The sequence below is a fragment of the Acidovorax benzenivorans genome (assembly GCF_028680575.1).
Classification (GTDB): domain Bacteria; phylum Pseudomonadota; class Gammaproteobacteria; order Burkholderiales; family Burkholderiaceae_C; genus Acidovorax; species Acidovorax benzenivorans.
Genome location: NZ_JAPCKI010000004.1, coordinates 183432 through 197671 on the forward strand (window position 1 = coordinate 183432; position 14240 = coordinate 197671).

Genomic DNA, 14240 nt, shown 5'->3' on the forward strand with positions numbered 1-14240 from the left:
TTCCGGTTCGGGTTCGGGTGCAGAGGGGGTCAGCTTTGCGACGCACGCGGCACAAAGTCGTTGGCCACGGTTTCGCCAAACGGGCCCAGCGGGTTGCCAAACAAGGGGTTGCCGCTGGCCAGCTGGTTGCGCAGTGGCAGGGGCAACAACGGGAACACCAGCTCGGCAAAGCGGTAGGCCTCGTCCAGGTGCGGGTAGCCCGACAGCACAAAGGTGTCCAGCCCCAGCGCGGCGTATTCCTCGATGCGCGCAGCCACGGTCTGCGGGTCGCCCACCAGCGCAGTGCCTGCGCCACCACGCACCAGGCCCACGCCGGCCCACAGGTTGGGGCTGATCTCCAGGTCTTTGCGGGTGCGCTTGGCGCCGCCTGCATGGAGGGACGCCATGCGGCGCTGGCCTTCGGAGTCCATACGCGCAAACACGGCCTGGGCGCGCACCACGGTGTCGTCGCTCACGTGGCGGATCAGGTCTTCAGCGGCAGCCCAGGCCTGCTCGTCGGTCTCGCGCACGATGACGTGCAGGCGGATGCCGAAGTTGACGGTGCGGCCATGTTGGGCTGCGCGGGCGCGCACATCGGCCACCTTCTTGGCGACTTCAGCCGGTGGCTCACCCCAGGTCAGGTACGTTTCAACTTGCTCAGCCGCCAGGTCGTGCGCGGCGGGCGACGAGCCGCCAAAGTACACCGGTGGGTGCGGCTGCTGCAGCGGCGGAAAGAGCAGCTTGGCGCCCTTCACCGACAGGTGCTTGCCTTCATAGTCCAGCGACTCGCCCCGGTGGCTGCGCGCCAGGATCTCGCGCCAGATGCGGATGAACTCGGCCGATTGTTCGTAGCGCGTGGCGTGGTCCAGAAACACGCCGTCACCCTCCAGCTCGGCCTGGTCGCCACCCGTCACCAGGTTGATGAGCAGGCGCCCGCCCGAGAGCCGGTCGAACGTGGCCGCCATGCGTGCGGCCAGCGCGGGCTGGTGCAGGCCGGGGCGCACGGCAACGAGGAACTTGAGGTTGCGCGTGACGGGCAACAGGCTGGAAGCCACCACCCACGGGTCTTCGCATGAGCGGCCCGTGGGGATGAGCACGCCTTCGTAGCCCAGGCTGTCGGCCGCCACAGCGACTTGCTTGAGGTAGTCGTGGTTGAGCTGGCGCGCGCCTTGGGCGGTGCCGAGATAACGGCTGTCACCGTGGGTGGGGATGAACCAGAAAATTTTCATGAGTGAATGCCTTGGAAAGTGGTGGGTGAACTGCAGCGGATCTCAACCACCCCTTCAGGCTGAGCCCGTCGAAGCCTCGCGCCGCGCGTCGACAGGCTCAGCGTGAACGGTTGCAAGTGGGTGCCGCCGAATCCAATAGATCTCAGGGCCGCGCCGACGCAGCGGCCAGTTGCGCGGCTGCGGGCCGCCACACGATGTCAGCCACGTTCACAGGCTTGGGGATGAGGCCGAGCTTGAGGAACGCATCGGCCACGCGCTGCTGGTCGGCCACCGTGGCGGGCGAAAGCAGCCCTACGGGCGACGAGGGGCGGCGTTGGATGAACAGGCTCACCACACCGGCATCGAGGCCGCTGAAGTCGGCAATGAGCTTGATGGCGTCCTTGCGCGCTTCTTGCGCCAGGCGGTCGGCACGGCTGAGTTCTTCAAACAGCGCGCGCAGCACCTGCGGGTGGGCCAACACAAACGGGCGGGCCGCGAGGTAAAACGAGTTGTTGCTGCTCGCCAGGTCGCGCCCCGTGGCCAGCACGCGGGGCTGAATGGCCAGCTCGGTGGCGGCGTAGAACGGGTCCCAGATGGCCCAGGCGTCCACGCTCTTGCGCTCAAACGCGGCGCGGGCGTCAGCAGGGGCCAGGTACACGGGCTGGATGTCGGCCCACTGCAACCCGGCACGCTCCACCGCCTTGACCAGCAAATAGTGGGCACTGCTGCCCTTTTGCACGGCGATGCGGCGCCCTTTCAGGTCGGCCAGGGTGCGCAGAGGCGAATCCTTGAGCACCAGCAGCGCGGAGCTGTCGGGCTTGGGCGGCTCGGCGCCCACGTAGAGCAGGTCTTTGCCAGCGGCCTGGGCAAACACGGGGGGCGAATCGCCGGTGAGGCCGAATTCGAGGCTGCCCACCGACAGGGCTTCGAGCAGCTGCGGCCCGGCCGGGAACTCCAGCCAGCTGATCCGCGTGCCCGGAAAGCGTTTTTCCAGCACGCCCTGCTGCTTGAGGATGACGAGGTTGACGGCCGACTTCTGGTAGCCAATGCGCAGTTGCTCAGGCCCTTGCACGGCGGCGCTTTGTGCGTGGGCATAGCGGCTGGCCAGCGCCCAGCTGAACGCGGTGACGCCCAGCAGCTGCAGTGCGCGGCGGCGCTCTGGGTTGACGGTGAGGCGGGTCATGGCGATGTGTCCTTTCACGGCCCGGGTCACAGCAGATCAACCGGCGCGGCGTGCAGCAGGTTGAGCTTTTTGGGGATGAGCTTGAGGTCGAAGAAGGTGTCGGCAATGGCCTGTTGCTCGGCCAGGATCTCGCGCGTGACGGGCGCGGTGCCGAAGCGGGCGCGGTTCAGGTACAGGTCGGTGATGGACTTGTCCAAGCCCAGCACGGCCGACAGTTCGGCAGCGGCGGCGTCCTTGTTCTTGGACGCCCAGATGTCGATGGCGTTGACCTCTTCAATCGCAATGCGCAGGACGTCGGCGTTCTTGGTGGCGAAGTCGCGCGAGGTGAAGTAGTAAGCGCGGTTGTTGACCACGCCCGTGGCGTCGGCCAGCAGGCGGGCATTGAGCGTTTTTTGCGCGGCGGCCAGGAACGGGTCCCAGATGATCCAGGCATCGACAGCGCCCTTTTCAAAGGCAGCCCGCGCATCGGCCGGGGCCAGGAAGACGGACTGCACGTCGCCGTATTTCAGGCCGTTCTTCTCCAGCAGCTTGACCAAAAAATACTGCACGTTGGAGCCCTTGTTGTAGGCCACGCGTTTGCCTTTGAGGTCGGACACCGAACGGATGGACGAATCCTTGGGCACGATCACCGCCTCCAGCGCGGGGCGTGGCACGGTGGCACCGGCATAGACCAGCGGCGCACCGGCCGCCTGGGCAAAGATGGGCGGTGCCTCGCCCACGTCGCCAAAGTCGATGGAGCCCACGTTGAGCGCTTCGAGCTGCACGGGGCCTGCGTTGAATTCGGTCCAGGCCACCTTCACGCCCAGCGGGGCCAGGCGCTTTTCGAGCGTGCCACGGCCCTTCAAGATGGAAAGCCAGCCCTTCTGGTGGCCCACGCGCAGCACGCGGGCCGCGCCGGGGGCCTGGGCCCAGGCGGAGGGGATCGCCGCAGCGGCAGCGGATGCAGCACCGGCGGCCAGCAGGTGGCGGCGTTGCAGGGAGAAGCGGTTCAGTTCGTTCATTGCGCGGATTCCAGAGGCCAATCAGGTGAAGAGAGCACCGGGCGGGCTGGCAGCAGGCAGCACATCGCCCTGCCCGCGCACCCGGCGCAGCAAAAATCAAAAAAAGGATGGGAGGGGGGAAGAAGGCAGGGCTTGGCACGGCGGCACGGGCCGCAGCGCCAAGCCTGCGTCAGACGCTACATCGCACCTGCGAGAACGGCACCGGCGCGAAGCGCGTGGCCTGGGCGGGCGATGGGCGCAGGGTTTCGGTCACCAGCACGTTCACTGCGTCGTCCAGCCGCGTGGCAATGTCGGCCTGCAGGTGGTAGCTGCCCTCGGGCGTCAGCGTGACCTGGGCATCGGTAGCGTAGATGCCGGGCAGGATGTTCTTGGCGCCCAGCGACTGCAGCACGGGGCGCAGTGCGTAGTCCAGGGCCAGCATGTGGTGCGGGCTGCCGCCCGTGGCCAGGGGCAACACGGTCTTGCCCTTGAGGGCCGTTTGCGGCAGCAGGTCCAGAAACACCTTGAGCACGCCGCTGTAGGCCGCCTTGTAGACGGGGGTGGCCACCACCAGCACGCTGGCGTCAGCCACCTGGTCGATGGCATGCACCACTGTGGGGTGCCCAAAGTCGGCCAGCAGCAGCGCCTGGGGCGAGAGGTCGCGGATGTGGATGCGGTCTACCAGCGCGCCGCGCACTGACAGGCGTTGGGCCACGGCGTCGAGCAAGGCGGCAGAGCGGGAGCGTTCGGAGGGGCTGCCGGCGATGAGCAAGGCGGACATGGTGTTGGTTCCTCTATGACTACTGTTTTGATAGCTGTCAGCGCATGATGGACAAGCGCTTGAGCTTGTTTTTTCTAATAAGAAGGACGAACAACGCCCTGCCCGGCCCGTTGAGGCCAGGGTTCTTGCATGGAGGCTGTGGGTGTTACCCCAGCCGCCTTCAGGGCGGTGGAACCGACTTATTTGCGTGTATAGATCTGGTCAAAGCTCGCGTTGTCCGCAAAGTGCTCCTTGGCCGCCTTGTCCCAGCCCCCGAACGCGTCGTTGATGGTGAACAGGTTCAGCTTGGGGAACTGCTTGGCGTACTTGGCCTTGGCCTTGTCGGACACCGCCGGGCGATAGAAGTGTTTGCCCGCAATGTCCTGGCCTTCTTCGGTGTACAGGTACTGCAGGTAGGCCTCGGCCACGACGCGGGTGCCCTTCTTGTCCACGTTCTTGTCCACCACCGACACGGCGGGTTCGGCCAGGATGGAGATCGACGGGGCGATCACGTCGAACTTGGTGCCGAACTCCTTTTCGAGCAGGTAGGCCTCGTTCTCCCACGCAATCAGCACATCGCCCTGGTTGCGCTGCGCAAACGTGATGGTGGAGCCGCGCGCACCGGTGTCGAGCACCGGCACGTTGCCATACAGCTTGGCCACGAAGTCCTTGGCCTTGGCGTCACCGCCGTACTTGCGCTTGGCGAATTCCCACGCGGCCAGGTAGTTCCAACGCGCGCCGCCCGAGGTCTTGGGGTTGGGCGTGATCACGCTGATGCCGGGCTTGACGAGGTCGTCCCAGTCCTTGATGCCCTTGGGGTTGCCCTGGCGCACCACCAGCACGATGGTCGAGGTGTAGGGCGAGCTGTTGTGCGGCAGGCGCTTTTGCCAGTCCTTGGGGATCCAGCCGCCGTTGGTGTGCAGCGCATCGGTGTCGCCCGCCAGAGCCAGCGTGGCCACATCGGCGTCCAGCCCGTCGATGATGGAGCGCGCCTGCTTGCCCGAGCCGCCGTGGCTTTGTTTGATGGTCACGTCCTGGCCGGTCTTAGCCTTCCAGTGCTTGGCAAACGCCTGGTTGAACTCCACATACAGCTCGCGGGTGGGGTCGTACGACACATTGAGCAGCGTCACAGACTGTGCAAACGACGGCAATGTCGTCAGGGCCAAACTGCCCACCAGGGCGGCGGCGAAGGGAAACTTGATAAAGTCGCGGCGAAAGTTCATGGAGGGCCTCTTTTTTAAGAATGTGTTGCGGTGCAAAACACCGATGAAACGCATTCTGGAAGGCCCTCTTCAAAACTGGAACTACTGAGATTTCAGTTCTTAATATCCAAAACATCTGAGCGAATCGTTTTTCGCTCGCCCCACAACAAGGAATTCCCATGGCACGCACCGTTCAATGCATCAAGCTCGGCAAGGAAGCCGAAGGCCTCGACTTCCCCCCCTACCCTGGCGAGCTGGGCAAACGCATCTGGGAAAGCGTGAGCAAGGAAGCCTGGGCGGGTTGGCTCAAGCACCAGACCATGCTGGTCAATGAAAACCGCCTGAACCTGGCCGATGCCCGCGCCCGCCAGTACCTGGCCCGGCAGATGGAAAACCATTTCTTTGGCGGCGGCGCAGACGCCGCGGCGGGCTACGTCCCGCCCAGTGCGTAACGTAGTGAAGCACTGCGAGAAATGGTTTCGCTAAAACCACTTTTTTGGCAGCGGTGCAGACGCTGCAGTGGGCTACGTCCCGCCCAGTGCGTGACGCAGCGCAACACACCCCGGAGCGGTTCGCGGTAAAAACCGCCTTCCCTTTCCAACAGGCCGGCGCCACGCCGGCCTTTTGCCGTCCACATGACTGAACCCATCGAGTGGCTGCCGGATGGCACCCCCTACAGCCCCCGCTTCGGCGACCGGTACCACAGCGAAAACGGTGGCCTCACCCAGGCCCGCCGTGTGTTTCTGCACGGCTGCGGTTTGCCCGAGGCCTGGGCGGGGCAGTCGCAATGGCGCATCCTGGAAACCGGGTTTGGCTTTGGCCTGAACTTCCTGGTGACCTGGGCCGCCTGGCGGGCCGACCCGGCACGCCCCACCCTGCTGCATTTCGTATCGACCGAAGCCTGGCCCGTGAGTGCTGATGACCTACTGCGCGCCACATCGGTACACCCCGAGCTGGCCCCGTTGGCCGAGGCACTGCACCGCCAGTGGCAGGGCCTGCTGCCGGGCGTGCACCGGCTGCGTTTTGACGAAGGGCGGGTGCTGCTCACTTTGTACGTGGGCGACACCCAGGCCATGCTGCGCCAGCAGAACCTGACGGTGGATTCCATCTACCTTGACGGCTTCAGCCCCCAGCGCAACCCCGAAAGCTGGGACCTGCACACCCTGAAGGCCGTAGCGCGCTGTTGCCGTCGCGGTACACAGCTCGCCACCTGGACCATCGCACGCGCTGTGCGCGATGCCTTGGCGCAATGTGGCTTTGAAGTGACCCGCGTGCCCGGCGTGCCGCCCAAGCGCGACAACCTGCACGCCACCTACAACCCGCGCTGGGAACCACGCACCACGCGCCAGCCCGCAGTCACGCCCACCCCCGCCTTGCCCGGCCCCTGCATCGTGATCGGCGGCGGCATTGCGGGCGCCGCCGCTGCCGCCAGCCTGGCGCGGCGCGGCTGGCAGGTGGTGGTGCTGGACCAGGCCGCCGAGCCCGCTGCGGGGGCATCGGCCCTGCCCGCCGGTGTGTTTGCGCCCCATGTGTCGCCCGACGACAGCGTGCTGTCGCGCCTGTCGCGCAGCGGCATCCGCACCACGCTGGAGCAAGCCCACTGGCTGCTCCGCGAGGGTGTGGACTGGGCGCATTGTGGTGTGCTGGAGCACCGCACCGATGGTTCCCCAGGTCTGTCGCCCCGTTGGGCGGATGGCCCAGGCGCAGCCTGGAGCGAGCCCGCGTCCCCCGCCATCCTTGCAGCAGCCCAGTTGCCCCCCGACGCCACCGCCTGCTGGCACCACCAGGCAGGCTGGGTGCGCCCAGCCCGCTTGGCCAAGGCTTTGCTGGCCCAACCCGGCATACGCTGGCAAGGGAGGTGCCAGGTGGCGCAGCTACGGCGCACCGAGCCCTCCTCAACCGATGGCAACACCGTCGCCCAGGTCTGGCAGGCGCTGGACGCCCAGGGCCAGGTGCTGGCCGAGGCACCCACGGTGGTCATTGCGGCGGGCGCTGGCAGCCTGGAGCTGCTCAACCACCGCTGGCCCTTGCAGCCCGTGCGGGGACAGGTCTCCTGGGGCGTGCATGGAGCCCCTGCCGCGCCACTGCTGCCGTTCCCGGCCAACGGCAACGGCAACCTGGTGCCCCACTTTCCGCTGGACGGCGATGCGGGCGGCCGCCAAGGCTGGGTGATGGGATCCACCTTTGAGCGCGACATGCAGACGCTGCCCGCCAGCGCCGCCGACATCCAGACGGCCCACGCCACCAACTGGGACAAGTTGCAAGGACTGCTGCCTGGGGTCGCCCCCCAGCTGAAAGACACCTTCGCACAGGCACTCTCTGGCCCAGACACCCACCCAGAGCCGCCCGCTCCCACGACCGGGTCACTCGCCCTGCAGACCTGGGCGGCTGTGCGTTGCACGGCGCCAGACCGACTGCCCATCGTCGGCCCCGTGGCGCCCACGGAACAGCCCGGCTTGTGGGTCAACACCGCCATGGGCGCGCGAGGACTGACGCTGGCTCTTTTGTGCGGCGAACTGCTGGCCGCCCGCCTGCAGGGCGAGCCCCTGCCATTGGATACCCGGCTGGCCAAGGCGCTGGGCACCGAGCGACTGTAGTAACTCCGGCGCAGCGGGTGGCCACCGATAGCCACCTCGCCAGCCTGCACCAAACCTTCCATATAAACAAATAGACATATTGGAAGAGCAAAACAATAGTTTGCATCCATAAGCAAGCCCTCTACATTCACCGCCATGCATGAATTGGCGTTTGTTTTTGCGGGCTTTGCGGTCGGGCTCATCGTGGGCTTGACGGGCGTGGGCGGTGGCTCGCTGATGACGCCGATCCTGATCTTCTTCTTTGGCATCAAACCGCACATGGCCGTGGGCACGGACCTGCTGTTTGCCGCGTTCACCAAGATGGGCGGCACGGTCAGCCTGGCCCGCCAGCGCCTTGTGCCCTGGAAAGTGGTGGGCCAGTTGTGTGCAGGCAGCATTCCAGCCGCCTTGTTGGCGCTGTGGGCGCTCCAGGTATTGGGCCCGGCCAGCGGCACGGCGCAAGCCATCATGACCACCACGCTGGGTTTTGCCTTGCTGCTCACGGCGGCAGCCACGCTCTACAAAGTGATCGCGTTTTCTGCTCAGCGCCAGGCGGCCGAAGCCGCTGCCCGCAAAACGCACACCGGCGACCCCACCCGGCCACGCCACTGGATCTTGCCCGTGCTGCTGGGCGCCGTGATTGGCACGCTGGTCACCTTCACCTCGGTCGGTGCAGGCGCCATCGGTGTCACGGTGCTGCTGGTGGTGTACCCCCTGCTTCCCCTGCCGCGCATCATCGGCGCCGACATCGCCTACGCCGTGCCCCTGACCTTTGTGGCGGGCCTGGGCCATGCATCGCTGGGCTCGGTGGACTGGTCTTTGCTTGCACAATTGCTGGCTGGCTCGCTGCCGGGCATCTGGCTGGGCTCGCGCCTGGTCACCCGCACACCCGAGCGCTTGATCCGCTCGGCCCTGTCGCTGTTGCTCGCCTGGGCGGGCATGAAATTGATTTTGATTTGAGAGGCCCAAAAGCCGCACCAAGGCTGGGTAAACCACGATGTACCAATACACCGAATTCGACCGCCAATTCATTCGCCTGCGCGCCGAGCAGTTCCGCGACCAGCTCGAACGCTGGCAGACCGGCAAGCTGAGCGAAGAGCAGTTCCGCCCCCTGCGCCTGCAAAACGGCTGGTACGTGCAGCGCTACGCGCCCATGCTGCGCGTGGCCGTGCCGTATGGCGAGCTGTCCAGCGCCCAACTGCGCGTGCTGGCCCGTGTGGCCCGCGAATACGACCAGCCCGAGCCTGCCCTGCTGGCCGAGGCCCAAACCACCCAGGAGAAGCTGGGCGAGATCCCGCTGGCCGACGGCCGACGCATCGGCACCAAGCTGAAGTACGGCTACGGCCACTTCACCACGCGCACCAACGTGCAGTACAACTGGATTCCGCTGTCCAAGGCGGCCGATGTGATGGACCTGCTGGCCACCGTGCAGCTGCACGGCATCCAGACCAGCGGCAACTGCATCCGCAACATCAACAGCGACGCGCTGGCCGGCATTGCCGCCGACGAGATTGCCGACCCACGCCCGTTCTGCGAAGTCCTGCGCCAGTGGAGCACGCTGCACCCCGAGTTCAGCTTTTTGCCCCGCAAGTTCAAGATCTCCATCAACGGTGCGCGCGAAGACCGCGCGGCGCTGGGCTGGTACGACGTGGGCCTGCAGCTGGTGAAGAATGATGCAGGCGAGCTGGGCTTCAAGGTGCGCGTGGGCGGTGGCATGGGCCGCACGCCCACCATCAGCCCGGTGTTGCGCGAGTTCCTGCCGTGGAACCAGCTCATGAACTACCTGGAAGCCGTGATCCGCGTGTACAACCGCTACGGCCGCCGCGACAACAGCTGGAAGGCGCGCATCAAGATTTTGGTGAAGGCCGAAGGCCAGGCCTACATCGACCAGGTGAATGAAGAATTCCGCCAGATCGTCGAGGACGAAGGTGGCCCACACACCATCACCCAGGCCGAATACGACCGCGTGGCGGCGAACTTCCGCGAGCCCGATCTCGACCTGTCGCCCGCCGACGCCGAAGCCGAAACCCTGGAGCTGCTGCGCACCGGCGCCAGCGAAGACCGCGACTTTGGCCGCTGGCTCACCAGCAACGTGCTGCCGCACCGCCACCCGCAACTGCGCGCCGTCATGCTGTCGTTCAAGCGCCTGGGTTATGCGCCGGGCGATGCCACGGCCGAGCAGATGGAAGCCGCCGCCGAGCTGGCCGACCGCTTCTCGGGCGGTGAAGCCCGCGTGACGCACGAGCAAAACCTGCTGCTGCCCTGGGTGCGCCGCGACCAGCTGCCTGCGCTGTACCAGGCTGCCAAGGCCCTGGGCCTGGCCAAGCCCAACATCGGCCTGCTGACCGACATGATCGCCTGCCCCGGCGGCGACTTCTGCTCGCTGGCCAACGCTCGCTCACTGCCGATTGCCGAAGCCATCACCGAGCGCTACCAGGACCTGGACGAGCTGTGGGACCTGGGCGAGATCGACCTGCACATCAGCGGCTGCATCAACAGCTGCGGCCACCACCACAGCGGCCACATCGGCATCCTGGGCGTCGATAAGGACGGCAAGGAGTGGTACCAGATCACGCTGGGTGGGGCAGACGGCTCCGACCTGTCGGGCCCCGCCACGCCAGGCAAGATCATCGGCCCCTCGTTCAGCGCCTCCGAAGTGCCCGGCGTCATCGAAGCCCTGCTGGCCACCTATCGCGCCGAACGCCAACCGCTGACGGGCGACGCCGAAGGTCCGCGCTACGAGAACTTCATCGACACGGTGCGCCGTGTCGGTCTTGACCCCTTCAAGGCCGCCGCCAACGCAGCGCGCCGCCCCGTTGAAACCGAAGCCGCCTGAGGCATCGAACACTATGAAAATAATAGCTGCCAACGAGCACCAAGCAAGCGCTGTAGGCCAAAAGGTCATTGAACTGCCCAACGACGCCAACCCCTTCGAGCTGGATCTGGCGGGTGTGGACCGCATCGACCTGCAGTTCCCCAAGTTCACCGACGGCCGGGCTTTCAGCCAGGCACGCCTGCTGCGCGGGCGCCTGAAGTTTGCGGGTGAGTTGCGTGCCACCGGCGACGTGCTGATCGACCAGTTGGTGCAGATGGCCCGCTGTGGCTTCGATGTGGCCGTGTTGCGCGAAGGCGTAGACATGGCCGACGCCCAGCGCCAATTCGACCGCTTCAAAGCCTTTTACCAGGGCGACGCGACGCACCCGCTGCCTCACTTCCGCGAGGCCGCCTGATGAACATGAGAGACCCCCACGCCATGAGCCAGCTTGATCTCGCCGCCATCAACGCCGACCTGGGCCGCAATGCCCCCGCCCTGGTGGAATGGGCCCTGGGCCTGGGCCAGCCCACCATCGTCACCACCAACTTCCGCCCGTTCGAGGCGGTGATCCTGCACCTGGTTTCCCAGGTGAAGCCCGACGCGCCGGTGGTGTGGATGGACAACGGCTACAACACCGAGGCCACCTACCGCTTTGCCGACGAAGTAACGAAGCAGCTGGGTTTGAACCTGCAGATCTACCTGCCACTGCGCTCGCGCGCTCACCGCGAAGCCGTGGAAGGCCCCACACCCGCGCTGGACGACCCGCGCCATGCGGCCTTCACCGAGGAAGTGAAGCTGGAGCCCTTTGCCCGCGCGCTGCGCGAAACCGCGCCCAAGGTCTGGTTCACCGCCCTGCGCGCCACCGACACCGCCGTGCGCGCACAGATGGACCCCGTGAGCATCAACCCCGACGGCCTGATCAAGGTGGCGCCGCTGCTGCACTGGTCATCCAAGGACTTGCACGAATACTGCGTGAAACACGGCCTGCCCAACAACTTCGACTACGTGGACCCCACCAAAGGCGAAGACAACCGCGAGTGCGGACTGCATATAGCGCATTGAGATCACCGATTGCATCCGACCATGAACACCCGGACCGATACCGCGCTGCTTGAGAAGAAAACCAACGATATGAGCTACCACCTCAACAACTCGCACCTCGACGCCCTGGAAGAAGAAACCATCTTCATCCTGCGCGAAGTGGCCGCCGCCTTCGAGCGCCCCGCCCTGCTGTTTTCGGGCGGCAAGGATTCGCTGGTGATGCTCAAGTGCGCCGAAAAGGCTTTTGGCACCAAGGCCAATGGCGGCGGCATTCCGTACCCGCTGCTCATGATCGACACGGGGCACAACTTCCCCGAGGTGACGGACTTCCGCGACTTCCGCGCCAAGGAGCTAGGCGCCGAGCTCATCGTGCGCAATGTCGAGGATTCGATGGCGCGCGGCACCGTGCGTCTGGCCCACCCCGGTGAGTCACGCAACGTGCACCAGTCCGTCACGCTGCTCGAAGCGATTGATGAGTTCCGCTTTGACGCGCTGATCGGCGGCGCCCGCCGCGACGAAGAAAAGGCCCGCGCCAAGGAGCGCATCTTCAGCCACCGCGACAGCTTCGGCCAATGGCAACCCAAGGCCCAGCGCCCCGAACTGTGGACCCTGTTCAACACCCGCCTGCAGCCCGGCGAGCACTTCCGCGTGTTCCCCATCAGCAACTGGACCGAGCTGGACGTGTGGCAGTACATCGACCGTGAGCAGATCGCCCTGCCCAGCATCTACTACACGCACAAGCGCCAGGTGGTGGACAAGAAGGGCCTGCTGATGCCCGTGACCGAACTCACGCCCCCGCGCGACGGCGACGTGGTGGAAACGCGCGACGTGCGCTTTCGCACCGTGGGCGACATCACCTGCACCGCGCCGGTGGAAAGCACGGCAGCCACCCCGGCTGAAATCGTCATCGAGACCCTGGCCGCCGACGTGAGCGAGCGCGGCGCCACGCGCATGGACGACAAGACTTCCGACGCTTCGATGGAGAAGCGCAAAAAAGACGGGTACTTCTGATGACCACTACCAATTCGATAGCTGCCAGCGCAACACCAACAAGCGCCACAGGCCAAAACGACCATATTTCTGCGCTCAAATTCATCACCTGCGGCTCGGTGGACGATGGCAAAAGCACACTGATCGGCCGCCTGCTGGTGGACAGCAAAGCCGTGCTGCAAGACCACCTGGCCGGTGTGCAGCGCCAGGGCGAGACCGACCTGGCCCTGCTGACCGACGGCCTGAGCGCCGAGCGCGAGCAAGGCATCACCATCGACGTGGCCTACCGCTACTTCGCCACCGAAGAGCGCAAGTTCATCATTGGCGACGCCCCCGGCCATGAGCAGTACACCCGCAACATGGTCACCGCCGCCAGCAGTGCCGACGCCGCCGTCGTGCTGGTCGATGCCACCAAGCTCGACTGGAAGAACGCGGGCCTGGCCCTGCTGCCCCAAACCCGCCGCCACAGCCTGCTGGCCCATTTGCTGCGCGTGCATTCGCTGGTGTTTGCCGTGAACAAGCTCGACGCGGTGGAAGACCCAGCGCTGGCCTGGAAGCACATCCAGGGCGCGCTGCAGTCCTTTGCCCAGGCGGCTGGCATCACCGTGCGCGCCACGGTACCTGTCTCCGCCCTCAAGGGCTGGAACGTGGTGGACGCCAACGCAGGTTGGTGCGGCTACGAAGGCCCCACGCTGCTGCAGGTGCTGGAGCAGTTGCCCAACACCCCGGCCGATACGGGCCTGCCCCTGGCCTTCCCCGTGCAGTGGGTCGAAAAGTCGTCATCCTCGTCGGCCGACACCAGCCAGGGCCGCCGCGTGTTCTGGGGCCGTGTGGCTTCGGGCAACGTAGCGCCTGGCACGCCCGTGCAGATCTTCCCCAGCGGCCAGCTGGCCACCGTGGCCCAGGTGCTGGACCACGCCCGCCGCCCCAAGGACGTGCCCGCAGGCACCAGCGCCGGCATCATCCTCGACCGCGAAGTGGACGTATCGCGTGGCGACTGGATTCTGGCCGCGCCCACAGCGGCAGCAGCCCCGGTCGATGACGACTTTGGCGACACCCCCGCCGCCGTGCCCGCATGGCCCGCCAGCCGCGAACTGCGCACCACCATCGCCTGGATGGACGACGAGCCACTGGTCGCAGGCCGCGTGTACTGGGCGCTGCATGGCCACCGCTGGGTCAAGGCAAAGGTGAAGGCTGTGGTGCACAAGCTCAACATCAACACGCTGGCCGAAGAGGCCGCCACACAGCTCGACCCCAACGCCATCGGCCATGTGGAGCTGCTGCTGCAAGAGGCGATTCCGGCCGCCGCTTTCGGCAAAGCCCGCGTGCTGGGCTCGCTGATCCTGGTGGACACTGCCAGCCACAAGACCGCTGGCGCGGTGCTGGTGAACTGACCCAGCGCAACAAAACCGCCTTGAAAATGCCCTGAGTCCCCCTTGCGGGCTCAGGGGCCCTGTTACTGATGGTGGGTGAAGGCCTTAAAATCGCGGGTTTTCACCGACCGAC

13 protein-coding genes are annotated in these 14240 nt (G+C 66.0%); 8 read left to right on the forward strand and 5 right to left on the reverse strand.

The window, feature by feature from the left end:
* Nucleotides 1-29 precede the first annotated feature (29 nt).
* From ssuD to OIN59_RS09015, 5 genes are all read right to left on the reverse strand, one after another.
* Nucleotides 30-1208: an FMNH2-dependent alkanesulfonate monooxygenase gene (gene ssuD / locus OIN59_RS08995; RefSeq protein WP_274109387.1), complete on the reverse strand. Its 1179-nt coding sequence runs from the start codon at nt 1206-1208 to the stop codon at nt 30-32.
* A 142-nt stretch (nt 1209-1350) separates the two neighbouring features.
* Complete coding sequence (locus OIN59_RS09000; protein ID WP_274109388.1) at nt 1351-2370, reverse strand: sulfonate ABC transporter substrate-binding protein; 1020 nt, start codon at nt 2368-2370, stop codon at nt 1351-1353.
* 26 nt (nt 2371-2396) lie between these two features.
* The gene (locus OIN59_RS09005) at nt 2397-3371 is read right to left on the reverse strand and encodes a sulfonate ABC transporter substrate-binding protein (protein WP_274109389.1); all 975 of its coding nucleotides are present in this window, start codon (nt 3369-3371) and stop codon (nt 2397-2399) included.
* Between the two features lie 169 nt (nt 3372-3540).
* Nucleotides 3541-4131: an NADPH-dependent FMN reductase gene (ssuE, locus tag OIN59_RS09010; protein WP_274109390.1), complete on the reverse strand. Its 591-nt coding sequence runs from the start codon at nt 4129-4131 to the stop codon at nt 3541-3543.
* Nucleotides 4132-4310: 179 nt separating this feature from the next.
* Nucleotides 4311-5333 carry a sulfate ABC transporter substrate-binding protein gene (locus tag OIN59_RS09015; RefSeq protein WP_274109391.1) on the reverse strand — a complete coding sequence of 341 codons (1023 nt, stop codon included), beginning with the start codon at nt 5331-5333 and terminating at the stop codon, nt 4311-4313.
* 158 nt (nt 5334-5491) lie between these two features.
* Here OIN59_RS09015 and OIN59_RS09020 point away from each other — a divergent pair, with 158 nt between their 5' ends.
* From OIN59_RS09020 to OIN59_RS09055, 8 genes are all read left to right on the forward strand, one after another.
* Complete coding sequence (locus OIN59_RS09020) at nt 5492-5764, forward strand: oxidative damage protection protein (protein ID WP_010461281.1); 273 nt, start codon at nt 5492-5494, stop codon at nt 5762-5764.
* A gap of 183 nt (nt 5765-5947) precedes the next feature.
* Nucleotides 5948-7909, forward strand: coding sequence for an FAD-dependent 5-carboxymethylaminomethyl-2-thiouridine(34) oxidoreductase MnmC (gene mnmC / locus OIN59_RS09025; RefSeq protein ID WP_274109397.1), 1962 nt, complete (start codon nt 5948-5950; stop codon nt 7907-7909).
* 135 nt (nt 7910-8044) lie between these two features.
* Nucleotides 8045-8848, forward strand: coding sequence for a sulfite exporter TauE/SafE family protein (locus OIN59_RS09030; RefSeq protein ID WP_274109399.1), 804 nt, complete (start codon nt 8045-8047; stop codon nt 8846-8848).
* A 37-nt stretch (nt 8849-8885) separates the two neighbouring features.
* A complete protein-coding gene (locus OIN59_RS09035) occupies nt 8886-10724 on the forward strand; it encodes a nitrite/sulfite reductase (RefSeq protein WP_274109401.1) in 1839 nt (612 codons plus the stop codon).
* Between the two features lie 13 nt (nt 10725-10737).
* Nucleotides 10738-11118, forward strand: coding sequence for a DUF934 domain-containing protein (locus OIN59_RS09040; protein ID WP_274109403.1), 381 nt, complete (start codon nt 10738-10740; stop codon nt 11116-11118).
* Nucleotides 11118-11765 (forward strand): phosphoadenosine phosphosulfate reductase domain-containing protein, encoded by a 648-nt coding sequence (locus tag OIN59_RS09045; protein ID WP_407655075.1) that lies wholly within the window; start codon nt 11118-11120, stop codon nt 11763-11765. Before OIN59_RS09040 ends, OIN59_RS09045 begins: the two co-directional genes overlap by 1 nt.
* A gap of 21 nt (nt 11766-11786) precedes the next feature.
* Nucleotides 11787-12755 (forward strand): sulfate adenylyltransferase subunit CysD, encoded by a 969-nt coding sequence (cysD, locus tag OIN59_RS09050; RefSeq protein WP_274109405.1) that lies wholly within the window; start codon nt 11787-11789, stop codon nt 12753-12755.
* The gene (locus OIN59_RS09055) at nt 12755-14128 is read left to right on the forward strand and encodes a sulfate adenylyltransferase subunit 1 (protein ID WP_274109407.1); all 1374 of its coding nucleotides are present in this window, start codon (nt 12755-12757) and stop codon (nt 14126-14128) included. Before cysD ends, OIN59_RS09055 begins: the two co-directional genes overlap by 1 nt.
* Nucleotides 14129-14240: the final 112 nt, after the last annotated feature.